This is a genomic window from Streptomyces sp. XD-27, from assembly GCF_030553055.1.
GTDB lineage: Bacteria > Actinomycetota > Actinomycetes > Streptomycetales > Streptomycetaceae > Streptomyces.
Genome location: NZ_CP130713.1, coordinates 3332519 through 3358257 on the forward strand (window position 1 = coordinate 3332519; position 25739 = coordinate 3358257).

The following is a 25739-nucleotide window of genomic DNA, read 5'->3' on the forward strand; positions in this document are numbered from 1 at the left end:
GGGGGTCACGGGATCATTACCTTTCGTCCCTCAATGCGGTAGCTGTTGCGGGCCAGACGCCCTACGACATCGACGAGCAGCGAACGCTCGACTTCCTTGATCCGCTCGTGCAGCGCGGATTCGTCGTCCTCGTCCCGGACCTCGACCACGCCCTGGGCGATGATCGGGCCGGTGTCGACGCCGTCGTCGACGAAGTGGACGGTGCAGCCGGTCACCTTCGCGCCGTACGCGAGCGCGTCGCGTACGCCGTGGGCGCCGGGGAAGCTGGGCAGCAGCGCGGGATGGGTGTTGACGAACCGGCCGCCGAAGCGGGCGAGGAACTCCCGGCCCACGATCTTCATGAACCCGGCCGAGACGACGAGGTCCGGGGCGTACGCGGCGGTCGCCTCCGCGAGCGCGCGATCCCAGGCGGCACGGTCGGCGTGGTCCTTGACCCGGCACACGAACGTGGGGATCCCGGCGCGCTCGGCGCGCTCCAGTCCGGCGATCTTGTCGCGGTCCGCGCCGACGGCGACGATCTGCGCGCCGTACCCGGCGGCACCCTGGTCGGCGATGGCGTCCAACAGCGCCTGCAGGTTCGTGCCCGAGCCGGAGACGAGGACGACGAGGCGGGCCGGAGCCGGGGAGGCCGGAGGTACGGAGGGAGGCGGGGAGGCCACGGCGGGGCTCTTTCTCGCTGACGGTGCGGTTTGTGTGGTCGTACAAGCCGACGCTGGTTTCAATTCCGGGGAACTCTACGAAGCCGCCGACCGTCAGCAACGATACCGGCACTTCACGCGGCCCCCACGGGACGGGGGCGGACGCGAGAGGTAGCGTCTGGGCAGGCAGTCCCACCGGCAGCCGGTGCGGACCGCCGACACGTCAAGGAGCGGTGCGCGGACGCGCGTGATCCCGTACGCCGGTACAGGTGCGTACGCCGGTCCACGCGCGATCGCGTCGCGCCGTCGCGTACGCGCCCCCGTGCCGGATCGCGTGCGGGCATACCGCGCGGCCACCGGACCCCGTACCGTGCCCGGGGGTGCACGACGACGACACGACGTCGACGCCACGACGTGCAGGACGTGCAGGACGACGACACAAGGGGAAGACACACTCCACATGCCGGACCGACGCCGCCGCGCGGCTCACTCCCCCACACCGACCCCCGACCTCGCCGGGGGTGTGGCGATGAGGCGCGCCAGCACGCCGCCCGCAGCGCTGCTGCGGGAGCGGCAGTCGCCGTCCTCCTCCGCCCCGCGGGGCGGCCAGGACGAGCACAACCCGTTCGCCCCGCCGCCCGAGGGCGCCCCGGACCAGCCCTGGCAGCCACGCCACCCGGCGGGCGGCCGCGAGGGCGCGGCCCCGGGAGCCGACGGCGGCGGACAGGGAGACGGACACGGGGGTGGCAACGGGCACGGCCCCGGGAGCGACGGCTCCGGCGGCCAGGACCCGCAGCAGCCGCAACCGCCGCAGCAGCCGCCGACCTGGGGCAGCCAGTGGAGCAGCCGCCAGCCCGGACGGCAGAGCGGCGGCTTCGGCAACGGCGGCTGGGGCGGCTCCGGTGGGTCCGGCGGCTCCGGTGGGCCGGGCGGCAGCCGTCCCCCCGGCCCGAACGGCCGGCGCGGCTCCGGCGGACTGCGCTGGGACCCGAAGGACCCGGCCCAGCGGCGGGCCCGTTATGCCCTGCTGGCCGGTATGTGGGCGTTCTTCTTCGCGCTGTTCAGCCTGCCGGAGATCGCGCTGCTGCTGGGCGCGCTGGCCACGTACTGGGGCATCAGCTCCCTGCGCGCCAAGCCGCGGCGCGCCGCGCAGCCGGGCGGAGCCGCCGTGGACGCCCCGCCACCCGCCCCCGACGCGGCCCGCGCCGCGCTCCCGGCCCCCGCAGCGGCTCGAAGCCGCAGGCGACGGCGGCGATCAGCGGCCTGGTGACGGGCGGCATCGCGCTCGCGATCGTGGCGGCGACGTTCAGCTCCCAACTGATCTACAGCGACTACTACTCGTGCGTGGACGACGCGCTGACGCAGAAGTCGCGCCAGGCGTGCGAGGACATCCTGCCGAAGCACCTCCGCCCGCTGCTGAGCGCGGACGACTGACCCGACGCGGGTCCACCGGGCCGTACCGCGCCTGCCCGGATGGCCCCCGGGCGCAGCCGATCCTCAACTGCCGACCGGGTGGTGGCACCGATGTGCGGCTCCGCCGCGTGGGGCCTGGGGCGGAGCACCAGTTCGGGAAGGTGGGGGTCCCCCCACGCCCTCAAGGGCGTAGGGGGAGGGACGGGCAACAGAGACCGGCAGCGCGGCGTCACGGGAACCGGTCCTCGTCGGTGAACGGTTCCACGAACACCGGGGCCCTGGTCGGCTCCGGCGGACCCGCGTCGCGCGCGTCGTCCGCCGGTGGCCGCAAGCGGACCTCGTCCCGCCGGTACAGGCGCCGGCGGCGTCCGGCGGGCGCGGCGCCGCCGCCCGTCGGCCCGCCACTGGCAGGGGGCCCGGCGGGCGCAAGGGCCGCGGTCCGGGGCTCGGCGGCTGCCGAGCCGGCGGGCGCCGGAGCCGAGCCCGGATCGCTCGCGGAACCCGGGACACCGGCGGAGCCGGCCATGTCCGCCGCCCCCGTGCCCGCCCCCGCGCCCGCCTCCGTACGCCGCCCGAGCGTGATCAGCCGCGCGCAGCTGTCCCACACGCGCCCCCGCCCGCGCCTCTGACCCGACGCCCGCCCCTGACCCGACGCGCGCCGCTCCCGCGCGCGCGCCGACGCGGCGCGCATGCTCAGCCACCAACGCACCAACAGCGCGCCCGGGATCCCGATCAACGCCGTCCAACCCGCCGCCACGGGCCCCACCGCCCACCAGCTCGGGCCGAAGTCCGCCAGCCGCCCGGTGCCCACGGGGCCGCTCGCGAGGCCGGCGAGGAAGGCCATGGCGACACCGCAGCCCGCCGCGGCCAGGACCGCCGTCAGCGCCGTACGCCGCAGGCTCCACGCCCCCCGCCCCGCCGCCCCACCGCCCTGGCCGCCGCTTCGGTGGCCGTTGTGCGGACGAGGACGACCGCTCCTCGTATGGCCGCTGCCGCGGTGGCTGTCCTGGGCGACGAAGACCGCCACCGAGACCCCTGCCGCGATCGGCACCAGCCCCGCGAGCAGGCCGTGCAGCGTCCCGTCCGCGGCGTTCGCGCCGGGCAGCGCGGCGAGCAGCGGGAAGTTCGGCGGGGCCGGATGGTCCGTCACGGCGAGCGGGGCGAACGCGCTGCCCGCGCCCACGGTGAACCCCGGCCCCAGCCCGTACGCCGTACCCCAGACCACGGCGTTCGGCAGCAGCGTCACGCTGAGCAGCAGCACCGCGAAGCGGCCCGACCAGTCGTGGGTGAGCTGCGCGAACGCCCCGCTCATCGGCCCCACATGGCACACCATCGACAGCGCGGTCAGCAGCGCGCCGCCCGCCACCGCCGCGAGCGTCGCGCCCGCCGCGGCGCGGGCGGCGGCGAGCAGGCAGGTGCGCGGCAGCCAGGCGGGGGGCCGCCACGCGGCGACCTGGTCGCCGCCGGGGACGCGGACCAGCGCACCGCGCACGGCGGTGGGCAGCAGCCCGTACGGACGGCCGCACCCGGCCCACGCGCCCACCGCCGCGACGGCGAACGTGACCACGGGCAGCCGCAGCAGCGCGCCGAACGGCTCGACGTGCACCGGGCCCTCCGCCCCGTAGACCACCGCCGCCAACCCGACCACCAGATATCCGGCGGACACCCAGAGGATGGCGCGGCGCGGCACGAGCGGCGGTGTCGACAGGGCGAGTTCGGCGGGGGGCGAGGGGGTGGTTCCGGGGACGGCGACCGGCTCGGGCGGTTCGAGGGCGTGCCGGGCGGCCCGGTAGAGCAGCCAGCACGGCAGGGCGCTGAGCAGCAGCGGCGTCAGGCCGATGGGCGCCGGGTCGCCGGACAGCGTCTCCGTACGGACGAGTTCGGCGCCGTGGGCGAGCAGCCACAGGTCGGCGGCGAGGTGGAGCGCGCCGCTGAATCCGCTGTCGGGGTACGGCGAGGCGATCCACAGCAGGAGCACGGCGACGGCGAGCACGCCGAGGCCGAGCCCCGCGGCCACGGCCCCGCAGAAGAAGGCCTGGCCGACGGCGCTCGAATCACGGGCCGCCACGGGGAGGCCGGGCGAGGACAGCGACGGGCTGTGGTCGGTCGTCCGGGTCACGTGGTCATGCTGCCAAGAACATCCGTTTCATCCCCGCAGCGGGCGAATAATCGCCGTGTCGCCGAATATGTAGCTATGCGTATTTTTGTACGGGTTGGCGGGTCGGCCGGGGGACGCTGGATACGAGCCGGGGAGCACGGGATATGACGCGCGCCGGCAGACCCGGTGGGCGGCCGGACGGACGTGGTCCCCACGCGGGTTCGAGGACGGCGGCACGGAGGCGACCGGGGCGGCCGCCCGCTGGTGCCGCACGCGCCCCGTCCCCCTCCTCGCCCCCGTCCCCGCCCCCGCCCTCGTCTCCCTCTCCGTCGCCGGATGACGAGGACACGATCCCTCTGCCGGTGATCAGCGAACCGGCCGACATGGAGCCACGGACCACCCGGTCAGCCGAAACCGAAGCGGCGGTCATCGGGCCCTTGGCCGAACAGACCGCGGCCGCCGAGGAGGCGCGCCCTCAGACGGCGCAGGCGGCGGCGCGCGAAGGGCCGACCGGCTCAGCCGCCGCCCCGAGCCCCGGGACCGATGTCGCCCCCAGCCCCGGGACCGATGCCGAGGCCGGCACCGCCCGCGCCCGTGCTGCCCCGGCCGGGCCCGCCGAGGCGTTCGACGCGCTCTACGCCCGCCACGCCGCGGCGCTGACCCACCAGACGTACCTGCTCACGGGCTCTGCGACCGCCGCCCGGCGCGCGGTCGAGTGCGCCTTCCGACGGGCCTGGCAGCACTGGCCGGAGGTGGCCGTCGACGGCGACCCGGCGGGCTGGATACGGGCCGCCGCGTACGAGTACGCGCTGTCCCCGTGGCGGCCACGGCACCGGCGCGACGCGCCGGCACGGCAGCCGCTGTTCGACGCGCTGCTGTGCCTGCCCCGCTCCTACCGCCGCGCGCTGCTCCTCTACGACGGCGTGGGCCTCGGCCTCCCCGAGACCGCCGCCGAGTCCGAGGCGACCACGCGCGCCACCGCGAACCGGCTGACGCACGCGTACGACGTACTCGCCGAGCGGCTGCCGGAGCTACGGGAGGCGGCGCCCGCTGGAGGCTCCCAGCGGCCGCGCTGGGGAGGAGTCCGATCGTGCGTGAGCGGCTGGCCGAGTTGGCGGATCCCCCGCCGATGCGTACGCGGGAGGCGCGGGCCGTACGGCTGGCGGGCGAGCGTGCCGCGCGGCGGTGGACGCGGGCGGCGCTCGGGCTCACGGCCGCGCTCGCGGCGGGAACATGGCTGGCGACGGCGATCACGCCCGACGCCGGCGAACCCGCGTCGGAGCCGCCACCCCCTACGCCGACGGCACCGACCGCGCCCCCCAACCCCCCGCACGCGGAGCAGCACCCTCTCCCCCGCCCGACCCCCTGACCGGTCCCGACGGCAGAGCCCGTGCGCCGACCCGACCGCCCCCCACCGTGGTGCGGCCGGACCGGCGGTGCCCTTTCCCACCGACGGCCCGCACACAGGCTCGTACGCCAAAGGGGCGTGGCCCGCACCTGTCGGTGCGGGCCACGCCCTTACCCTCGTGACGGCATACAGCCGAAAGCTCAGCCGGCGAGCGCCGCCCGCGCCAGACGCGCGGTCTCGGACGGCGTCTTGCCGACCTTCACGCCCGCGGCCTCCAGGGCCTCCTTCTTCGCCTGGGCCGTGCCGGAGGAGCCGGAGACGATGGCGCCGGCGTGGCCCATGGTCTTGCCCTCGGGCGCGGTGAAGCCCGCGACGTAGCCGACGACCGGCTTGGTCACGTTCTTGGCGATGAAGTCCGCGGCCCGCTCCTCGGCGTCGCCGCCGATCTCGCCGATCATCACGATCAGCTCGGTGTCGGGGTCGGCCTCGAACGCGGCCAGGGCGTCGATGTGGGTGGTGCCGATGATCGGGTCACCGCCGATGCCGACGCACGACGAGAAGCCGATGTCGCGCAGCTCGTACATCATCTGGTAGGTCAGCGTGCCGGACTTGGACACGAGACCGATGCGGCCGGGCTTGGTGATGTCGGCCGGGATGATGCCCGCGTTGGACTGGCCCGGCGTGATCAGACCCGGGCAGTTCGGGCCGATGATGCGGGTCTTGCTGCCCTTGGCCTGGGCGTGCGCCCAGAACGCGGCGGTGTCGTGGACCGCGATGCCCTCGGTGATCACGACGGCCAGCGGGATCTCGGCGTCGATCGCCTCGATGACCGCGTCCTTGGTGAACTTCTCCGGGACGAAGATGACCGTGACGTCCGCACCGGTCTTCTCGATGGCCTCGGCCACGGTGCCGAACACCGGGACCTCGTTGCCGTCGAAGTCGACGGAGGTGCCGGCCTTGCGCGGGTTCACACCGCCGACGATGTTCGTGCCAGAGGCGAGCATCCGGCGGGTGTGCTTCTGACCCTCGGAGCCGGTCATGCCCTGGACGATGACCTTGGATTCCTTGGTGAGGAAGATAGCCATGGTGTTGGTGTCCTCGTCCTTCTTACTTCGCAGCCAGCTCGGCGGCGCGCTCGGCGGCGCCGTCCATGGTGTCCACCTGCTGCACCAGCGGGTGGTTCGCGTCGGTCAGGATCTTGCGGCCCAGCTCGGCGTTGTTGCCGTCGAGGCGCACGACCAGCGGCTTGCTGACGTCCTCGCCCTTGGACTTGAGCAGCTCCAGGGCCTGCACGATGCCGTTGGCGACCGCGTCGCAGGCGGTGATGCCACCGAAGACGTTGACGAAGACGGACTTGACGTCCGGGTCGCCGAGGATGATCTCGAGGCCGTTGGCCATCACCTCGGCGGAGGCGCCACCGCCGATGTCGAGGAAGTTGGCGGGCTTGACGTTGCCGTGCGCCTCACCGGCGTACGCGACGACGTCGAGGGTGCTCATGACGAGACCCGCGCCGTTGCCGATGATGCCGACCTCGCCGTCGAGCTTGACGTAGTTCAGGCCCTTGGCCTTGGCCGCGGCCTCCAGCGGGTTGGCGGACGCCTTGTCCTCCAGCTCGGCGAAGTCCGGGTGGCGGAACTCGGCGTTCGCGTCCAGGGAGACCTTGCCGTCGAGGGCGAGGACGTCACCGGAGGCGACCTTGGCCAGCGGGTTGACCTCGACGAGGAGCGCGTCCTCGGCGATGAAGGTCTTCCACAGGGTCACCAGGACCTCGGCGACCTTCTCGGCGACGTCGGCCGGGAACTTGGCCTGGGCGACGATCTCGCGGGCCTTCTCGATCGAGACGCCCTCGATGGCGTCGACCGGGACCTTCGCGAGCTTCTCGGGCGTCGTCGCCGCGACTTCCTCGATGTCCATGCCGCCCGCGACCGAGGCCATGGCCAGGAAGGTGCGGTTGGTGCGGTCGAGGAGGTACGAGACGTAGTACTCCTCGACGATCTCCGGAGCGGTCTCGGCGATCATCACCTTGTGGACCGTGTGGCCCTTGATGTCCATGCCGAGGATGTCCGTCGCGCGGGCGACGGCCTCGTCCGGGGTGGCGGCCAGCTTCACGCCGCCGGCCTTGCCTCGGCCACCGACCTTCACCTGGGCCTTGACGACCGACTTGCCGCCCAAGCGCTCAGTCGCCGCGCGCGCCGCCTCAGGCGTGTCGATGACTTCACCGGCCAGCACCGGTACACCGTGCTTGGCGAAGAGGTCCCTCGCCTGGTACTCGAACAGGTCCACGCGCGTCCGTCCCTTTTCCCTGAATTCGCGGTTCGTTGTCTGCGCGGGCGTGCCGCGGTGGCAGCGTGAGGACGCGATCTTTTACGAGGGCGGCACACGTGCGCCGGGTACGCGGCATGTCCGTCTGGCAGGTTATCCCCGCCGGAGGTGGGTCCCTAAATCACAGGTCACACTCGCGCGGTGATTACAGTCACAGAGCCCGGCGGGGCCACCGGCACCGGGAACTGAGGTCGCGGGCATGCGACGGCCGGGCAACCCTGTCCCCAAACAGGGCTGCCCGGCCGGTGTCGCGGGCGCCGTTCGGCCGTACCGCCGTACGACCGAATGGCGGAGGGGGCGCTGCGGGCTCGTGCCCTACGGCCCCGGGGGTGCCTCCCCAAGGGGAGTCACCTCAGAGGGATCAGAGAGATCAGACGCCCAGGCCGCCGGTGGCGGGCAGGGTCGGGAGCTCGGCCGGAACGGTCGGCAGCTCGGCCGGAACGGTGGGCAGGTCCGCCGGGACGGCCGGGACGGTCGGCAGGTCAGCCGGGACGGTCGGCAGCGCGGTCGGGACAGCCGGAACGGTCGGCAGCTCGGCCGGGACGGCGGGCACCTCAGCCGGGACAGCCGGGACGGTCGGCAGGTCAGCCGGGACGGTCGGCAGCGCGGTCGGGACGGCCGGGACGGTGGGCAGCTCGGCCGGGACGGCGGGCACGCTCGGGACGGCCGGCACGCTCGGGACGGTGCCCGGCAGGCCCGGCAGCACCGGCAGCGCCGGGATGTTGGCGGCGTCGGTCAGGTCGGCGGGCAGGGCCGGGACGCCCGGGGTGCCCGGCACGGCCCGCTGGACACCGGCGGTGGCGTCGGCGGCGGTGGCCTGCGCGTCGGCGACGACGACGGTGACCAGGTCCTGGGCGAACGGGGCGGCGTCGGCGGCCACGCCGTTCGCCAGGGTCTGCGCGTCGGCGGTCACGCCGGTGGCCAGGGTCTGGGCCTTGCCGACCGCACCGGTGGCGAAGACCTGCACGCCGCCGACGGTCCGCTGGGCGAACGGCACGGTGCGGCCGGTCACGTGGCCGGCCAGCTCGCCGACGTTGCCGACCGCCTGCTCGGCCACCGGCAGCACCTGGACGACGACGCGGTGCGCGAGGGGCGGCAGCACGTCGGTGGCGGTCTGGTCGACGGTCGGCCGGGCCTCGGCGATGACCTGCCTGGCGGCGCCGGTCAGCTCCTCGGGGCGGACGCCCGCGCCGGACAGGGCGGACAGCAGGTTGTCGGCGGAGCCGGGGGTGGCGGGCAGCTCGGCCGGGAGCTGCGGAACGGCGGGCGCGGCCGGGACCGACGGGACGGCGGGCGCGCCCGGCAGGGAGCCGAGGACCGGGATGTTGGGAACGACGCCGGGGACCTCGCCGGTGGGCAGGTCCAGGTCGGCACCCTTGGCCGTCTTCTTGGCCGTCTTCTCGGCCTGCTTGCCGGTCTTCTTGACCGTCTTCACAGCCTTGTTCACGTCGGCGTTCTTCGCCTGGCCCGTGACGCCGTCGAGCGCGCCGAGACCGTCGACACCGTCGAGCGCGTCGGCGCCGCCCAGGCCGTCGATCGCGCCGGTGGCGCCGGAGACGTCCGGCAGGCCGCCGCCCACGGTGCCGTCGACCGTGTCGGTCGCCTTCGCCTTCGCGCCGTCCACGGCGCCCTTCACGGTGTCGGTCGCGCCGGTCGCCCCGGAGAGGTCGGGGGCGGGCAGGGCGCCCTTGGCCGTGTCGGTGGCACCGGTCACCGAGCTGGTGACGCTGTCGGTGGAGGGGACGGCCGGCAGCTCGTCGGCGCTCGCGGCGGCGGTACCCAGGGCCCAGATACCGGTGGCGGTGGCGGCGACGAGGATGGAGCGACGCAGGTTCTTGCGCATGATGAGGGAAGTCCTTCGAATTCAGGAGGATTGGCGAATGGGCAGACCTGTCCACCCCCGCGCGGCAGGTCTCAGCAGACGGGGGAAAGGTCTGCCCTAGCCAGGGAATTCGAGGACTTCGTTGTACCGCTCGCGCGTCGCGGCAGAGCTGCCGGCGCCGACCGCGCCGCGGGCGAGCCCGAAGCGCGTGGTGTCATACGGCGGCAGGGCGGCGTGCTGGTCCCCGCCTCGGGAACCGCTGTTGTCGCCGCTGATCTGGGACGCCGTTCCGCAGGGGGCCTGCGGAAGACGGCCCTGCGTCGGGGCACCGCCGGGAAGGCCGCTGTCGGCGGCGCCGGCGAAGGCAGTGTGGTGGCGCGTGGAGTCGTGGGACGCGCTGTCCGGCGCGTCGGTACGCGCCCAACTGGCCTGCCACACAAGGGATTCGGCGGCATCGGCCGCCGGGCGGCGGTCGCCGTCGGAGGCCCGGTCGCGCTGCTGCGCACGGGCGTCGTCCTGGCGCTGACCGCCGTGCTCGGGCGCGTCGGTGTGCGCGCCGGTGTCCGCGTCGAGCCCGTCGGCGGGCAGCCGTACGGGCAGCGTGTCGGCGGTGTCCCGCACGACGTCGACGACCGGCTCCGCGACCTTCCGCGTCTGCTCCTCGACCGGCTGCGCCGCGGTCCGCAGGGTGCTTCCCGCGGTCTTCACGGTCGTGGCCGACGCCTGCGCGCCGTCCTCGGTCCGCTCCCGCATGGTGTCGGCGGAGCCGGAGTCGAACAGCCGGGACGCGCCCGGCCGCTGCTCGTCCGCGTCGCCGAGTCCGCCCTGCTCCGCCGCGTGCGCGCTGCCGCCGAAGACGGCCGCGAGCACCAGGAAGCCCCCGAGGAAGAGCATCCCCAGCAGCGCCCGCCGCAGCGCCACCGTGCGCGAGGTGCGCACGGCGGCGGATGCTGCGGAAGCGACAGACAAGAGAGGGGCCTTCCCAAAGGATGCGGACAAGAGCACACAGACCAGGTGAGGTCAGAGAGGATCGGTCGGACGGAGAACGACACGTCTCGGCCGGTGGCTTGATCCTTGCATGACCACCGGGGGGCGGCGCAACCCCCCGGTTACCGATGCTCCGCCTTGTCCGGTATCGGCAATTGGCGCTTCTCGATGGCCGCCGCCATCACCTCGGGGAACAGGTCAGGCGTGCAGGCGAAGGCAGGCGCGCCGAGCCCGGCGAGCGCCGCCGCGTGCGCGCGGTCGTACGACGGCGCGCCCTCGTCGGACAGCGCGAGCAGCGTCACGAACTGCACGCCGGACGCCTTCATCGCCGCGACCCGGCTCAGCATCTCGTTCCGTATCCCGCCCTCGTACAGGTCGCTGATGAGGACGACGACGGTGTCGGCGGGCCGGGTGATCCGCGACTGGCAGTACGCCAGCGCCCGGTTGATGTCCGTGCCGCCGCCGAGCTGGGTGCCGAAGAGGACGTCCACCGGGTCCTCGAGCTGGTCGGTCAGGTCCACGACGGCGGTGTCGAAGACGACCAGGCGGGTGGCGAGGGAGCGCATCGAGGCGAGGACGGCGCCGAACACGGACGCGTAGACGACGGAGGCGGCCATCGAGCCGGACTGGTCGATGCACAGGATCACCTCCTTGCGGACGCCGCGTGCGGCCCGCCCGTAGCCGACAAGGCGTTCGGGGATGACGGTGCGGTGCTCGGGGAGGTAGTTCTTGAGGTTGGCCCGGATGGTGCGGTCCCAGTCGATGTCGCGGTGGCGCGGGCGGCTGATGCGCGCGGACCGGTCGAGGGCGCCGGTGAGCGTGGCCCGGGTCCGGGTGGCCAGCCGCTTCTCCAGGTCCGCCACGACCTTGCGGACGACGGCGCGCGCCGTCTCCTTGGTGGTCTCCGGCATCGCCTTGTTGAGCGACAGCAGCGTGCCGACGAGATGGACGTCCGCCTCGACGGCCTCCAGCATCTCGGGCTCCAGCAGCAGGGCGGACAGGCCGAGCCGGTCGATCGCGTCGCGCTGCATGACCTGGACGACGGACGTGGGGAAGTAGCCGCGGATGTCGCCCAGCCAGCGCGCCACCTGAGGCGCGCCGGCGCCGAGCCCGGCCGAGCGCGGGCCGCCCGCCGCGCCCTGGCCGCCGCGGCCGGTGCCGTCCTTGGCGGCCGCGCCGTACAGCGCCTCCAGGGTGCGATCCATGGCGGCGTCGCGGCCGCTCAGCGCGTACCCGGTGCCGTCGGCGCCGGCGCCGGAGCCCGCGTCGCCTTCGCCGCCCAGCACGAGCCGCCAGCGGCGCAGCCGTTCTCGCGCGGCGTCGGTGTCGTTCATGCCGGATGTCGTGGTCGTGCCCTTCGTGCTGTCCGTCCTGCCCGTCATCAGGCCGCCCCTGTCCGTGGGTTCGTGTGGCGGTGGTCGTCGCCGAGCCCCAGCAGCAGGTGGAGCGTGGGGAGTACGGCGACCGCGCGGTCGTGGTCCAGGCCCGGGCCGAACCCGGGGCGGGCGGCTCGGCCGCGGACCGCGCGCCGCCCGGGGCGGCGGGGCCCGCGCCCCGGCGGACCAGTTCGCCCAACGTGCGGCGGATGCCCGCCTCGTACGCGGAGAACGTGCGGCGCAGCAGGGGCAGCACGTCCGTGAACGCGCCGGCGGGCACGCTGGTGAGCCAGCCGTCGAGGAGGGCCAGCAGCCGTTCGTCGTGGACCAGGAGCATGCCGCCGCCCGCTCCCCCTCCGGCGAACCCCTCGATCCACGCGGCGGCTTCGGGCGGCTCGGTGCCCGGCGAGAGCGCGAGCCGCATCAGCCGGGCCGCCTCGCCCTCGGCCAGCCGGCCGTCGTCCAGCAGCAGCCGGGTGGCCCGGCCGCGCAGCAGTCCGGGGACGCTGTCGCGGTCGGCGAGGACGCGGAGCGCGCCGGTCCAGCGAACCCGCAGTCCGTCGTCGGCCAGCAGCCCGATGGCCTGGTGGACGGCCTCCATATGGGTGCGCAGCTCCGCCGCGCCGTCCGCGTCCAGCCCGGCGCAGGCCGGGGGCAGGCCGACGATGACCCGCTCCGCGAGCCCGGTGGCCACCTCGGCCAGCGCCGCCGTGCCGGTGCCGCGCACGTCGCCGTACCGCACGGAGCGGACCAGGGCGGGCAGCGCCTGCGCGAGGTGCCCGACGTCCGCGTCGAGCGCGGCCCGGTCGGCGAGCGCGCGCATCACGACGGGCAGGGCGTCGGTGAGGTCGGCGAGCAGGCAGCGCTCGGCCAGCTCGGTGATCTCGGCGAGCGCCGCCGCCCCCACGGCCTGGCTCTGCGCCTTGGCGGTGGCGGCGGACACCACGGTGGTGCCCCAGACGCCCGCCTCCGCGACCCGTACCGACAACTCCGGCTCCCAGCGCAGCCGCCAGCTCTCCCGGAAGGTGCCGGTGGTGCCGCGCGCCGGGCGGGCGGGGGTGCCCCAGTCGACGCTGAGGAGCCGCAGCCGGTGCAGCAGGCGGCTGCGCGCGGCGTCGTTGTCCTTGCGGAGGTCCAGCTCCAGCTCGCGCTCCGCCGCCTCGGGCTTGAGGCGCAGCGTGCGCTGGGCGCGAGTCAGGTCGCGCTGGAGCGGAACCGCAGGGGCGGAGTCCGGCACCTCGCCGAGGACGTCGCCGACGACGAGCCGGTCCCGTACGAGCGCGAGCGGCACGTCGGAGCCGTCGCACATCACCGCGCGCACCGCGTCGAGGGTCTCGGCGAGCCCGGCGAGCGGACGGCCACGCATGACGGCGAGGGTCTCGGCGAGCCGTACGGCTTCGATGACATGGGCGGAGGAGACGGGGAGGTCCTCGGCGCGGAGGAGGTTGGCGACCTCGGTCAGCCAGCGCTCGATGGGCCGGTCGGGGGCGCGGAAGAGGTGGCCGTACCAGCCGGGTGAGGTGATTCCGGCGCCGTACCCGCTGGCGCGGGAGAGCCGGCGGTGGGTCCACGGCACCCAGCTCAGCTCGGCCTTGACCTTGGGCAGGCCCTTGAGGAGCGCGCGGTCGGCGGTCACGGTGGTCTTCTCGGACAGCGCGGGTACGTGCCAGGCCCCGCAGACGACGGCGACCCCGTCCCCGAACTCCCGCCGCGCCTCCCGCAACCGCAACCGCATGTGCGCCTCGCGCACGGCGTCGTGGGGCTGCCCCCCATGCCCGTACGCGGCCCGCAGAGCACCCATGGCCTCCGCCAGCGCCACGAACGGCGCGAGCGCGGAGCGAATCGCCGCGGAACCGTGCGGTGCGGCGTCCCCAGGCGCGGCGTCCCCAGGCGCGTCTTCCGGCGCGCCGGCACGGTCAGCCCTCGTCGCCGCGCCCGTCGCCCCCGCGCCCGTCGCGGCGTCGCGCTCGGACGGGGCGTCACCCGCCGTGGCGGGTGCGGCCTCCGGGGCGGGGCGCGGGCCGGAGGCGCGGTGTTCGATGACGTCCTCCCACCAGCGCTCCGGGTCGTCGTAGCCGGCGGCCTGGGCGAGTGCGGCGAGCGGGTCGACGCGCGGGTCCGCCGGGCCGACACCGTCCGCCGGGGCGTTCGGGGGCGGCTCCGCGGCCGTGGCGGGGCCCGGCGCGTACGTCCCCGCGCCGTCGGGCGGCGGCTCGGGCCGCCCGGCGCCCTCGTCACCCCGGGCACCGTCGCCAGGTTCGGCGCCGTCGCCGCGGGCGCCCTCGGTGGCGCTGCCGGGACCCTCGCCACGCTCGGCCTTCTCGGCGCCTTCGGCGCCGTTCCGCTCGGCCAGCGCCAGCGACACCGCCGCCGGGAGGTCGATGAACCGGACCGGAACCTCGTGGGTCAGCGCCCACCGCATGGCCACCCATTCCGGCGAGAACTCGGCCAGCGGCCAGAACGCGGCGCGGCCCGGGTCGTCGGCGGCGTGGGCCAGCAGCGCGACCGGCGGGCGCATGCCGTCCTCGGCGGCGAGGCCGATCAGCGCGTCCGCCTCCGGTGGCCCCTCGATGAGCACGGCGCTCGGCCGGCAGGCGTCCAGCGCCGCGCGGACGGCCCGCGCGGAGCCGGGGCCGTGGTGCCGTATGCCCAGCAGCACCGGGCCGCCGCCGGGCCCGCGGGCCGCGTGCGGCGATGGGGTCGTCACGCGCTCACCTCACGGCACGCCCGGTAGAAGTCCTTCCACCCTTCCCGTTCGCGGACGACCGCCTCCAGATACTCCTGCCAGATCACGCGGTCGGCGGCCGGGTCGCGGACCACCGCGCCGAGGATGCCCGCGGCCACGTCCCCGGCGCGCAGCACGCCGTCGCCGAAGTGCGCGGCCAGCGCCAGCCCGCCGGTGACCACGGAGATCGCCTCCGCCGTGGACAGCGTGCCGGAGGGCGACTTGAGCTTCGTACGCCCATCCGCCGTGACGCCGTCCCGCAGCTCCCGGAAGACCGTGACCACCCTGCGGATCTCGTCCACGCCCTCGGGCAGCCGGGGCAGGTCCAGGGAGCGGCCGAGCTGCTCGACGCGCCGCGCGACGATGTCGACCTCCGCCTCGGCGGTCGCGGGCAGTGGCAGCACCACCGTGTTGAACCGGCGGCGCAGCGCGCTGGAGAGCTCGTTGACCCCGCGGTCGCGGTCGTTGGCCGTGGCGATCAGGTTGAAGCCGCGGACGGCCTGCACCTCCTCCCCCAGCTCCGGGATCGGCAGGATCTTCTCGGACAGCACCGTGATCAGGGTGTCCTGTACATCGGCGGGGATACGGGTCAGCTCCTCGACCCGCGCGGTCATGCCCTCCGCCATCGCCCGCATCACCGGGCTGGGCACGAGCGCGTCGCGGCTGGGGCCGTGGGCGAGCAGCTGCGCGTAGTTCCAGCCGTAGCGGATGGCCTCCTCGGGGGTGCCCGCGGTGCCCTGGACCAGCAGCGTCGAGTCGCCGCTGACCGCCGCCGCCAGGTGCTCGGACACCCAGGTCTTGGCCGTGCCGGGGACCCCCAGCAGGAGCAGCGCCCGGTCGGTGGCCAGCGTCGTCACGGCGACCTCGATGATGCGGCGGGGGCCCACGTACTTGGGCGTGATCACAGAGCCGTCGGGCAGGGTGCCGCCGAGCAGATACGTGGCGACGGCCCAGGGCGAGAGCCGCCAGCGGGCGGGGCGCGGTCGGTCGTCAGCCGCGGCGAGCGCCGCGAGTTCGTCGGCGAAGGCGTCTTCCGCGTGCGGGCGCAGGGCCGTCTCCGCCGCCGCGTTCACCGTGTTCGTGGTGTGTGTCGTGGGTCCGGGCGCAGTCGTGGTCACAGTTCCCCCAACTCGTCACTCAGTCCGTTTCCGGATGCGTGTCCCACCCTGCACCAGCCCACTGACAATCCGTCCGGGCCCAACAAACCCGCAGGTCAGGGCGATTGTCAGTGGGTGGCCGTACTGTCGTAGACATGAATCCGCAGGGGGAACGCTGGACGGCGGAACAGGTGCTCTCGCTCGCTCCTGACGCCGCATCACGCAAGGCGGGAAGCAAGCTGGCCGCGGCCGGGCCCTGGTCGGGGACCGGAGCGGCGACCGTGGCGACGGAAGGGCGCGGCGGACAGGCTCTGTGGGGCCTGTGCAAGGGCAGCGGCAGCACGCCCTACCAGACGATCGTCGACCTCGGCGGGCCGGACGGCCCGGGATACACGTGCAGTTGCCCGAGCCGGAAGTTCCCGTGCAAGCACGCGCTGGGCCTGCTTCTGCTGTGGGCGGGCGAGACGGGAGAAGGGGGCGTGCGGGAGGCGGAGGGGCCTCCGGAGTGGGCCGAGCCGTGGCTGAGCGGGCGGCGTGAGCGCGCGGAGCGCCGGGCCACCGAGGCGGCGGACGGTCCTGGCGGGGCCGCCGGTCCGGGCGGAGGCGGCGGTGCGGGAGCCGCCGTTCCGGCCGCGGCCGGGCGGCGGGCCGAACAGCGGGCGCGGCGGATCACCGCGGGCGCCACGGAGCTGGAGCAGCGGCTGGCCGACCTGCTGCGCGGCGGACTGGCCGAGGTCGGCGACAGCCATCCCGACCTGTGGGACGAGACCGCGGCCCGCATGGTCGACGCCCAGGCGCCGGGCCTCGGCGCGCGCGTGCGCGAGCTGGGGGCGGTGCGCGCCTCCGGCCCCGGCTGGCCCGCCCGGCTTCTGGAGGAGTGCGCCCTCACCCATCTGCTCAACCGCGGCTATCTCCATATGGACGCGCTGGCACCGGAGTTGGCGGCGACGACCCGGTCGCGGGTCGGCATCACCATGAACGCCGCGGAGGTGCTGTCCTCCGGCCCGGCCGTGCGGGACCGCTGGCTGGTCCTGGGCCGGCAGGACAGCAGCGACGGCAAGGTCACCACGCGCCGGGTCTGGCTGCGCGGCGAGCGCACGGACCGGATGGCGTTGCTGCTGTCCTTCGGCGCGGCCGGACGGCCGCCCGAACCCGCCCCGCCCACCGGCCTCGTCGTGGACGCGGACCTCGTCTACTACCCCTCCGCCCGCCCGCTGCGGGCGGCGCTCGGCACCCGCCACGGACAACCGTCGCCGCCGTCGGACGCGTCGGCCGTACCGCACGGCGTCGACATCCCCACCGCCCTGGCGGGGTACGGGGCGGCGCTGCGTGACGACCCGTGGCTGGACGCCTGGCCCACCGTCCTGACCGGCGTCACCCCGATACCGGGCCCGGACGGCTGGCAGCTCGCGGACGCCCGGACGGCCTCCGCGCTTCCGGTGGACCCGCGCTGCCTGGCGCGTACGAACCTGTGGCAGCTGACGGCCGTGTCGGGAGGCGGCCCGGTCACGGTCTTCGGCGAGTGCGGCCACCGGGGCTTCGCGCCGCTCACCACGTGGGACCCGCAGCCCGTATCGCTGTGACCGCCACGCCTCCCCGGCGCCAGACGGCCTGTACGGCCTCGTACAGGCCCATACGGACTTGCACGGACTTGCACGGACTCGTACGGAGGATCGACATGACCCGTACCGCCACCGGCCCGACAACCACCGCCCACGCCGCCGAACCGGGATCCGGCTCGGGATCCGGCCCGGGATCCGGACCAGGGTTCGGCACCGAGAGCCCGCCGCAGGGCGGTGCCGGGCCCGTGCCCGGGACCGTCCCGTGGGGCGATCTGGTGGCGGCCGCGCTGCTCGGGACGGAGCGGCGGATGCCGCCGGTGCCCGTTCGGCCCGGACAGGACGCGGCGACCGCGCTGCTGGACGCCGCCGCGCTGAGCACGGTGACGCGGCGCGCCGGGCTGCGGCCCGCCGACGCGTGGGCCCTGCCGGTGCCCGCGCCGGAGGATCCGCGTCCGGCCCTGCCCCGGCCGCCCGCCGACGGCTGGGGTTGCTGCTGGCCGACCGTTCGAGTCCCGGCCAGTCCGGTTCGCGGGCCGCGCCCGACCTGACCGAACTGCTCCCGCAATGGCTCGCCATCGCCAACCAGCACGGCTACGGCGCGCCCGCCGCGCTGCTGCCCGCGCTACTCGACGCGGCCCGTGCCCGGACCGATCTGCGTCCGGAGGCGCTCACCTTCGCCGGACCGCGCGGGCTGTGGCTGGCGCGGCTGAACCCGGACTGGAGGTTCGCGCTGCGCGGCGGCGCGGGGCGCGGCACCGCGGCGGGGGCCGCGCCGCCGGAGTCCGCCGGGCCCGAGGCCGTGGCGAAGCTGTGGCAGGAAGGGCTGTTCGCGGAGCGCGTGGCGCTGCTCACCGCGGTGCGGCACCGCGACCCCGCGGCCGGTCTCGCCCTGCTCGCGAGCACCTGGCCGACGGAGCGCGCGGAGGACCGGCTGATGTTCCTCGACTCGCTGCGCGACGAATTGTCGCCACAGGACGAGCCGTTCCTGGAGCAGGCGCTGTCCGACCGCAGCCGCAACGTACGGGCCACGGCCGCCGAACTCCTGTCCGCGCTGCCCGGTTCCGCGCTGGCGGCGCGGATGGCCGAGCGATCGCGCGCGTACGTGACCCTCGAGCGGGCGGACGGCCGCGGCGCGGCGGCGCGGATCGCCGTCGAGGCCCCGAGCGCGTGCGACAGCGGGATGCAGCGGGACGGCATCGCGGCGAAGCCGCCGTCGGGACGCGGTCAGCGGTCCTGGTGGCTGGGCCAGTTGGTGGAGGCGACCCCGCTGGAGAGCTGGACGGAGTGGTTCGGCGGCCGCACGCCCGAGGAGATCGTGGCACTGCCGGTCGCCGACGGCTGGCAGGCGGACCTGCACGCGGCGTGGTGCCGGGCCGCGGTCCGGCAGGGCGACACGGCCTGGTCGCGGGCACTCCTCGGCGCGGCCTCGGACCCGCCGACCACCCCGGCCGGCTCCGGCGATGCCGTGCTGGCGGTCGCGGCACCCACCGCGTCCTGGCGGGACCCGGCCAAGCTGCTCACCGCGCTGCCGCCGGAGGAACGGGCCGTATGGGTCGCGGAGTTCATCGCCGCGCACGGCTTGTCGGACGCGTTCCGGCTGCTGGGCGTGTGCGCGGTGCCGTGGAGCGAACCGCTGGGCCAGGCCGTGGTGGACGCGCTGGACATCGCGCGGGATGCGGGCAGCTACCCGTGGAGCTTCAGCGGGGTGATGGGGCTGGCCGAGCGCTGTCTGGACCCGGCGCAGGCGGACCGCCTCGAAGTGCTCACCGCGCTGGGCGACGACCCGGAGGACGGCTCGCCGGGGGCGGTGGGGTACTGGTCGGAGACGTTCCAGCGGCTGGTGGCGACGCTGCGGCTGCGCGCCACGATGCGGAGCGAGCTGGAGCTCGCGGACACCACGGACCGGACCGCCCCGTGACGGAGCGGGACCCGGCCCCGCGACCGCCGCGCCCCGGGCCACCATGACGCGCCGCGCCGGGATGCCCCACGGCACCCAACCCGCTCGGGGACAGAGTGGGCCGGGCCCGCCCGGCCGCACCGCCCGCGCGGACACGCCGCCCCCGCGCAGGCACGCCGCCCGCGCAGGCGTCGTGATCAACCGGTCACGGCTTACCGTGCGCGTTCGGGCGGCGGCACCGGCCGCCATGGCCAGGCGCGTCCTACGGCGCAGGGCCGGGTGGGGAAGGAGGCCGCCGGAGGCGTACCCGTACCGCTACGCCGCCACCGGGCGTACGTTCTCCCGGACCCATTCCACGATCGACGTCGTCGTCGCGCCGGGCGTGAAGATCGCGGCGACGCCCTGCTCCTTGAGCGGCGGGATGTCGTCCTCCGGGATGATGCCGCCGCCGAACACCTTGATGTCCTCGGCCTCACGGTCCCGGAGCAGTTCCAGCACCTTGGCGAAGAGCGTCATGTGCGCGCCCGAGAGGATGGACAGCCCGATCGCGTCGGCGTCCTCCTGGATCGCGGTGTCGACGATCTGCTCGGGCGTCTGGTGCAGCCCGGTGTAGATGACCTCCATACCGGCGTCGCGCAGCGCACGCGCGATGACCTTGGCCCCGCGGTCGTGGCCGTCGAGCCCCGGCTTGGCGACCACCACGCGGATCGGCCCAGTCACTCCCATCACTGCCTCCATGCCTCCGTGCACGACAGCCGTCACCGGCCGTAAGCGGTGAACGAACGTTATCTCCAGCTTCCCGTACGCAGCAGTTTCGCGGCGAGTGGGGAGGGGGAAATCACACATGGGACACGTTCACAGCCAGCCGCTCCGGACCTTCCGTCACGGAGGGCTGCCAGGGAGCCGCAGCGGGGAAGCCGTATCGCCGCGTCGAGTCGGCGCGGCGATACGCACCCGCCCCGGCTGCCCGCGAGGGCGCACGGGGACCGAGCCCTCCCCGCGTCGCCGCCGGGAGGTCAGCCATGAGGACCTTGCCCTTCCCCCTCTCCCTCGTGTCGTCGCTGCGCTCCTCCGCCACGCTGATCCGGGCCACCGCCATGGACGCGGCCGTGCTCGCCGGGCACGTGGTCCTCTACCCCACCGGCCTGGCCCAGGAGCGCCCGGTCCCCGCCCCCGTTCCCCGCGCCGACACCAAGGCCGGCACCGCCACCGGCACCGGCACGGGACCCGGCGCCGAGGCCGAGACCGACCCCGGCGGCGTTTCGGCCGCCCCTCCCCGCCTGCCCGGGGCGGGCCGGGGCCAGCGCCCCGTCGTGCTGCTGCACGGGTTCATCGACAACCGCTCCGTCTTCGTCCTGCTGCGCCGCTCGCTGCGCCGACACGGCCGCCACCACGTCGAAGCCCTCAACTACTCGCCGATGACCTGCGACATCCGCGCCGCCGCGGAGCTGCTCGGCGAGCATGTGGAGGGGCTCTGCGCGCGCTCCGGCCACGGCCAGGTGGACCTGGTGGGGCACAGCCTGGGCGGCCTGATCGCCCGCTATTACGTACAGCGCCTGGGCGGCCACAGCCGGGTGGCCACGCTGGTCACCCTCGGCACCCCGCACGGCGGCACCCGCGCCGCTCCCCTGCTGTCGGCGCACCCCCTGGTCCGGCAGATGCGTCCGGACTCCGAGGTGATCGAGGAACTGCGGCGCCCGGCCCCCGGCTGCGCCACCCGGTTCGTGAGCTTCTGGAGCGATGTGGACCAGGTGGTCACGCCGATCGAGATGGCGTGCGTCGACCACCCCGACCTCCGTTCGCGCAACGTCCGGGTGACCGGAATCGGGCACCTCGCCCTGCCCGTGCATCCGGCCGTCGTGCAGGGAGTCCGGATGTCGCTGGAGGAGACCGGGCACGGGGCGGAGCAGGAGACGGCGCAGGATCCGGAAGACGCTTCCGGATCCGCGTCGGTTGCGTAACGACCCGGAAAATTACCGAACAGCAATCGAACGCCCGGCCAAGTTACGCCGCCCAGACAGCCGAAAGGCCACCAAATGCCCTTTCCGGGGCTCCGGAAAACCTGTTGAAGATTGTCGCCGTCGCATACCGCCGGGTACAGTCGCCGCACTGAACCGCCCTGGGGGAGCACCCCCGGACCCCCAGCTCCTACTGCCGAGGCGAAAGAGAAGTTGGTGGTGAACGACCGTCACCCGTCGGGTAACCCGACCCCGACCGTCCCCGCTCCTGACGCCTCCTACACCCAGACTTACGGGGCGTACGACACGCAGCAGGGCGCTCAGCACGCCTATGCCGGGTATGACGGCTACTCCACCGGTACCTTCGACGCCCTCGGCACGGCCTACGGCGAAGGCGATCCTCTCTTCGGCTCCGTGCCGGGCGACCTCTACGGCGACTGCGCCACCGGCTACGACACGGGCCAGTACGCGACCGGGTCGTACGACACCGGCCACTACGACACCTCCGGCCAGTGGGACTTCGGCGCCGCCGCGCAGCAGACCGCCGCGGCGGCCGCGTACGACACGGGCGGCTACGACACCGGCTCCTACGACACCAGCGGTTTCGGCACCGGCGGTTACGACACGGGCGCCTACGACACCACCGGCCTGGACGGCACCGGCACCGGCACGGCATGGGACACCGGCGGCTATCAGCTCTCCGCCGACCTCCCCGGTCCGCACGGCGGCTCCGCGGACGCAACCGGCCAGTGGGACACGAGCGGTCACTGGGACCTCGGCGACGCGTACGACCCCGATGCCGCCGCCGACACCGGCACCCACGACACGACCCAGTGGGGCGGGACCGGGACCTACGACGCCAACGGCGTCGACTCCGGACTGACCCAGACCTGGGACGCCACCGCCTGGGCCACCGGCGACTCCGTCTACGAGCAGCAGCTGACCGCCGACGACGACACTGCCGCCCCCGATGCGGCCGCCGACGTCGACGCGGTGGGCACCGGCGACCGGGACGACGAGCCCGTACTGGTCTCCGCGGCCACCGGAGCGGGCGGCCCCCGCCGCGACGGCGGTTCACGTCGCGACAGCCGCACCCGCCGCCGCACGTCCGCCTCCCGCCCCAAGCGCTCCGCGCTGCTCACCGTCGCCGTGCCCTCCGTCGCCATCATGGGCGTGACGGCCGTCGCCGCGGCCGCCGTCGGCGGCATCGGCGGCGAGGACGGCAAGAAGGACGACTCGACGACCCAGGCCGCGCCCGACCCGGGCTCCGTCAAGCCCTCGGTTGCCAACAGCAAGCTGGACACCCAGCTCGCCGGACTCGCCGACCGCGCCGACGACTTCGCCGACCGCGCCAACCGCACCCAGGAGCGCATCGACCTCAAGGAGCGGCAGGCGGCGGAGCGCAAGCGCAAGGCCGAGGAGGCCGCCCGCAAGGAGCGGCTGCGCCCCAAGTTCGCGCTCCCCGTGGCGCAGCACGGCCTCAGCGCCCAGTACGGTCAAGCGGGCATCAACTGGATGTCCGTGCACACCGGCATCGACTTCCCCGTCAGCTACGGCACGCCGGTGATGGCCGCCACCGACGGGACCGTCCGCACGCAGTGGAACAGCGCGTACGGCAACATGGCGATAGTCACCTCCCCCGACGGCACCGAGACCTGGTACTGCCACCTGAGCAGCACCAAGATCCGGTCCGGTTCCGTGAAGGCCGGGGACGTCATCGCGTACTCGGGCAACTCCGGCAACTCCACCGGCCCGCACCTGCACTTCGAGGTGCGTCCGGGCGCGGGCTCGGCCGTCGACCCGCTGCCGTGGCTGCGCAGTCACGGCCTCGACCCGATGTAGCCCGCTCCCCTGCCCCCTAAGCCCCCAAGACGGGCTTGATGCCAAGCCCGTCCCAGCACCAAGCCCGTCCCAGCGCCAAGCTCGTCCCGGCCAGGACCACGCCAAGCGCGGACAACGCCAAGGGCTTCGCGAGCGCTAGAGCTTCTCCACCGGCGCGTACCGCAGCAGCAGCCGCTTCGGCTTCTCGTCGCCAAAGTCGATCGTGGCCTCCGCCGCGTCGCCGCTGCCCTTCACCGCCATCACCGTGCCGAGACCGAACGAGTCGTGCGTGACCCGGTCGCCGACGGCCAGCGAGACCACCGGGCGGTCCTTGGCCCGCCGGGTCGCGAAACCGCTTGCGGCGCCCGCGCCGCCCCGGGCACGCGAGGCGGAGAGCCCGGACGACAGGCTCGAGGCAAGGCCCGACACCGCGCCCATCGAGGCCGACGGCGCCGACGGCCCCGTCCGCTTCCACTGCACGTACTGGTCGGGGATCTCCTCCAGGAAGCGGGACGGCGGGTTGTACGCGGGCTGCCCCCACGCGCTGCGCATGGTCGAGCGCGTCAGATACAGCCGCTCACGCGCGCGCGTGATGCCGACGTACGCCAGCCGCCGCTCCTCCTCCAGCTCCTTGGCCTGGCCGAGGGCGCGCATGTGCGGGAAGACGCCGTCCTCCATGCCGGTGAGGAAGACGACGGGGAACTCCAGGCCCTTCGCGGTGTGCAGGGTCATCAGGGTGATGACGCCGGTGCCCTCCGCGTCCTCGTCGGGGATCTGGTCGGAGTCGGCGACGAGCGCGACCCGCTCCAGGAACTCCGCGAGCGTGCCCGGCTCCTCCTCGGTCCGCTCCTGCTCGAACTCCAGGGCGACGGCCGCCAGCTCCTGGAGGTTCTCGATACGGGTCTCGTCCTGCGGGTCCGTGGACGCCTGGAGCTCGGCCAGATAGCCCGTGCGCTCCAGCACCGCCTCCAGGATGGTGGCGGGTCCGGCGCCGGACTCCACGATCGTGCGCAGCTCCTCCAGCAGGGCGTTGAAGCGCTTCACCGCGTTCGCCGAGCGGGCCGCCATGCCGTACGCGTCGTCCACCCGGCGCAGCGCCTGCGCGAACGAGATCTTCTCGCGCAGCGCGAGGGCCTCGATCATGGCCTCGGCGCGCTCGCCGATGCCGCGCTTGGGCACGTTCAGGACGCGGCGCAGCGGGACGGTGTCCTCGGGGTTGGCGAGCACCCGCAGATACGCGAGCACGTCCCGGACCTCCTTGCGCTCGTAGAAGCGCACGCCGCCGACGACCTTGTAGGGCAGGCCGACACGGATGAAGATCTCTTCGAAGACACGGGACTGGGCGTTGGTGCGGTAGAAGACGGCGACGTCTCCGGCCTTGGCGTCGCCCGCGTCCGTCAGCCGGTCGATCTCGTCGGCGACGAACTGCGCCTCGTCGTGCTCGGTGTCGGCGACGTAACCGGTGATGGTGGCCCCGGCCCCGGCCTCGGTCCACAGGTTCTTGGGGCGCCGGTTCTCGTTGCGCTCGATGACGGCGTTGGCCGCGCTGAGGATCGTCTGCGTGGAGCGGTAGTTCTGCTCCAGCAGGATGGTGCGCGCGTCCGGGTAGTCCTCCTCGAACTGGAGGATGTTGCGGATGGTGGCGCCGCGGAAGGCGTAGATGGACTGGTCGGCGTCGCCCACCACGCACAGCTCGGCCGGGTCGAAGGTGTCGGTGCCCGTACCGACGAGCTCGCGCACCAGGGTGTACTGCGCGTGGTTGGTGTCCTGGTACTCGTCGACCAGGACGTGCCGGAAGCGGCGGCGGTAGTGCTCGGCGACGTCCGGGAACGCCTGGAGCAGGTTGACCGTGGTCATGATGAGGTCGTCGAAGTCCAGGGCGTTGGCCTCGCGCAGCCGCGCCTGGTACATCGCGTACGCCTCGGCCAGCGTCTTCTCAAAACCGTCGGCGGCCTGGTCGGCGAAGGTCTCCTCGTCGATGAGCTCGTTCTTGAGGCTGGAGATCTTCGCGCTGAACGACTTGGGCGGAAAGCGCTTGGGGTCCAGGTCCAGATCCCGGCAGACCAGAGCCATCAGCCGCTTGGAGTCGGCGGCGTCGTAGATCGAGAACGAGGACGTGAAGCCCAGCTTCTTCGACTCGCGGCGCAGGATGCGCACGCACGCGCTGTGGAAGGTCATCACCCACATGGCGCCGGCGCGCGGGCCCACCAGCTCCTCGACGCGCTCCTTCATCTCGCCCGCGGCCTTGTTGGTGAAGGTGATCGCGAGGATGGAGCCCGGGTGCACCTTGCGCGCGCCGAGCAGGTGGGCGATGCGGTGGGTGAGGACACGGGTCTTGCCGGATCCGGCGCCCGCGACGATGAGCAGGGGCGCGCCGTGGTGCTCGACGGCGGCCCGCTGCTGCTCGTTCAGCCCCTCCAGCAGCGCGGCGGGGTCCGCGACCGGGCGTGGCGCGCCGTCGCGGTAGTACGGCTCCCTCGGTACGGGCACGTTAAAAGTGTCGCCGAAGAGGTCATGCGGAACCTCCTCCCCGACCGGGGGACCGTCGGGCTGGGGATCCTCGGGCGGCGGCTCCGCGCCGTCGAGGTCCGCCAGGAAGCTGTCATCAAAGAGGCTGCTGCTCATCGCCCACCGAGTCTAGGGCCCGCCACTGACAGCCGACACGACAATGTCAC

At 74.4% G+C, this 25739-nt stretch carries 14 protein-coding genes and 3 pseudogenes; 6 read left to right on the forward strand and 11 right to left on the reverse strand.

Going from position 1 to position 25739, the window contains the following annotated elements; translation table 11 throughout:
* Positions 1-5 precede the first annotated feature (5 nt).
* On the reverse strand, positions 6-659 hold the full coding sequence (purN, locus tag Q3Y56_RS14075) for a phosphoribosylglycinamide formyltransferase (protein WP_304462270.1): 654 nt from the start codon (positions 657-659) through the stop codon (positions 6-8).
* A 508-nt stretch (positions 660-1167) separates the two neighbouring features.
* On the opposite strand from purN, the pseudogene Q3Y56_RS14080 reads away from it, so the two are divergent.
* Positions 1168-2072 (forward strand): annotated as a pseudogene (locus Q3Y56_RS14080) (hypothetical protein).
* 208 nt (positions 2073-2280) lie between these two features.
* Here the strand turns inward: Q3Y56_RS14080 and Q3Y56_RS14085 are convergent.
* On the reverse strand, positions 2281-4170 hold the full coding sequence (locus tag Q3Y56_RS14085; RefSeq protein WP_304462271.1) for a DUF6350 family protein: 1890 nt from the start codon (positions 4168-4170) through the stop codon (positions 2281-2283).
* A gap of 1069 nt (positions 4171-5239) precedes the next feature.
* On the opposite strand from Q3Y56_RS14085, the gene Q3Y56_RS33510 reads away from it, so the two are divergent.
* Positions 5240-5518, forward strand: a complete 279-nt coding sequence (locus Q3Y56_RS33510; RefSeq protein WP_369696746.1) for a hypothetical protein — start codon at positions 5240-5242, stop codon at positions 5516-5518.
* A gap of 179 nt (positions 5519-5697) precedes the next feature.
* Here the strand turns inward: Q3Y56_RS33510 and sucD are convergent, their stop codons facing one another.
* From sucD to Q3Y56_RS14125, 7 genes and pseudogenes are all read right to left on the reverse strand, one after another.
* Complete coding sequence (gene sucD, locus Q3Y56_RS14095; RefSeq protein ID WP_304462272.1) at positions 5698-6582, reverse strand: succinate--CoA ligase subunit alpha; 885 nt, start codon at positions 6580-6582, stop codon at positions 5698-5700.
* 22 nt (positions 6583-6604) lie between these two features.
* A complete protein-coding gene (sucC, locus tag Q3Y56_RS14100; RefSeq protein WP_304462273.1) occupies positions 6605-7780 on the reverse strand; it encodes an ADP-forming succinate--CoA ligase subunit beta in 1176 nt (391 codons plus the stop codon).
* 409 nt (positions 7781-8189) lie between these two features.
* Positions 8190-9662, reverse strand: a complete 1473-nt coding sequence (locus Q3Y56_RS14105; protein WP_304462274.1) for a hypothetical protein — start codon at positions 9660-9662, stop codon at positions 8190-8192.
* Positions 9663-9758: 96 nt separating this feature from the next.
* Entirely contained in the window at positions 9759-10580 is an 822-nt protein-coding gene (locus Q3Y56_RS14110) for a hypothetical protein (RefSeq protein WP_304462275.1), read from the reverse strand.
* A gap of 170 nt (positions 10581-10750) precedes the next feature.
* Entirely contained in the window at positions 10751-11962 is a 1212-nt protein-coding gene (locus Q3Y56_RS14115) for a VWA domain-containing protein (protein WP_304462276.1), read from the reverse strand.
* 47 nt (positions 11963-12009) lie between these two features.
* A pseudogene (locus Q3Y56_RS14120) lies at positions 12010-14711 on the reverse strand (DUF5682 family protein).
* Positions 14708-15802, reverse strand: coding sequence for an AAA family ATPase (locus Q3Y56_RS14125; protein ID WP_304462277.1), 1095 nt, complete (start codon positions 15800-15802; stop codon positions 14708-14710). Before Q3Y56_RS14125 ends, Q3Y56_RS14120 begins: the two are co-directional and overlap by 4 nt.
* Before the next feature lie 179 nt (positions 15803-15981).
* On the opposite strand from Q3Y56_RS14125, the gene Q3Y56_RS14130 reads away from it, so the two are divergent.
* Together Q3Y56_RS14130 and Q3Y56_RS14135 are read left to right on the forward strand one after the other, a co-directional pair.
* Positions 15982-17409, forward strand: coding sequence for an SWIM zinc finger family protein (locus tag Q3Y56_RS14130; protein ID WP_304462278.1), 1428 nt, complete (start codon positions 15982-15984; stop codon positions 17407-17409).
* 287 nt (positions 17410-17696) lie between these two features.
* Positions 17697-19306: pseudogene (locus Q3Y56_RS14135) on the forward strand (DUF5691 domain-containing protein).
* Between the two features lie 294 nt (positions 19307-19600).
* Here Q3Y56_RS14135 and Q3Y56_RS14140 read toward each other — a convergent pair.
* Positions 19601-20011: a cobalamin B12-binding domain-containing protein gene (locus Q3Y56_RS14140; protein WP_304462279.1), complete on the reverse strand. Its 411-nt coding sequence runs from the start codon at positions 20009-20011 to the stop codon at positions 19601-19603.
* 296 nt (positions 20012-20307) lie between these two features.
* Here Q3Y56_RS14140 and Q3Y56_RS14145 point away from each other — a divergent pair, with 296 nt between their 5' ends.
* Both Q3Y56_RS14145 and Q3Y56_RS14150 read left to right on the forward strand, forming a co-directional pair.
* A complete protein-coding gene (locus Q3Y56_RS14145; protein WP_304462280.1) occupies positions 20308-21246 on the forward strand; it encodes a triacylglycerol lipase in 939 nt (312 codons plus the stop codon).
* Positions 21247-21462: 216 nt separating this feature from the next.
* Entirely contained in the window at positions 21463-23085 is a 1623-nt protein-coding gene (locus tag Q3Y56_RS14150; protein ID WP_304462281.1) for a M23 family metallopeptidase, read from the forward strand.
* Positions 23086-23220: 135 nt separating this feature from the next.
* Here the strand turns inward: Q3Y56_RS14150 and pcrA are convergent, their stop codons facing one another.
* Complete coding sequence (pcrA, locus tag Q3Y56_RS14155) at positions 23221-25689, reverse strand: DNA helicase PcrA (RefSeq protein ID WP_304462282.1); 2469 nt, start codon at positions 25687-25689, stop codon at positions 23221-23223.
* Between the last annotated feature and the right edge of the window lie 50 nt (positions 25690-25739).

Excerpts from the sequence above, each read along its gene's own strand:
- sucD (WP_304462272.1), bottom strand. The coding sequence starts at position 6,582 with ATGGCTATCTTCCTCACCAAGGAATCCAAGGTCATCGTCCAGGGCATG.
- Q3Y56_RS14105 (WP_304462274.1), bottom strand. The coding sequence starts at position 9,662 with ATGCGCAAGAACCTGCGTCGCTCCATCCTCGTCGCCGCCACCGCCACC.
- Q3Y56_RS14115 (WP_304462276.1), bottom strand. The coding sequence starts at position 11,962 with ATGAACGACACCGACGCCGCGCGAGAACGGCTGCGCCGCTGGCGGCTC.
- Q3Y56_RS14130 (WP_304462278.1), top strand. The coding sequence starts at position 15,982 with ATGAATCCGCAGGGGGAACGCTGGACGGCGGAACAGGTGCTCTCGCTC.
- Q3Y56_RS14140 (WP_304462279.1), bottom strand. The coding sequence starts at position 20,011 with ATGGGAGTGACTGGGCCGATCCGCGTGGTGGTCGCCAAGCCGGGGCTC.
- Q3Y56_RS14145 (WP_304462280.1), top strand. The coding sequence starts at position 20,308 with ATGAGGACCTTGCCCTTCCCCCTCTCCCTCGTGTCGTCGCTGCGCTCC.
- pcrA (WP_304462282.1), bottom strand. The coding sequence starts at position 25,689 with ATGAGCAGCAGCCTCTTTGATGACAGCTTCCTGGCGGACCTCGACGGC.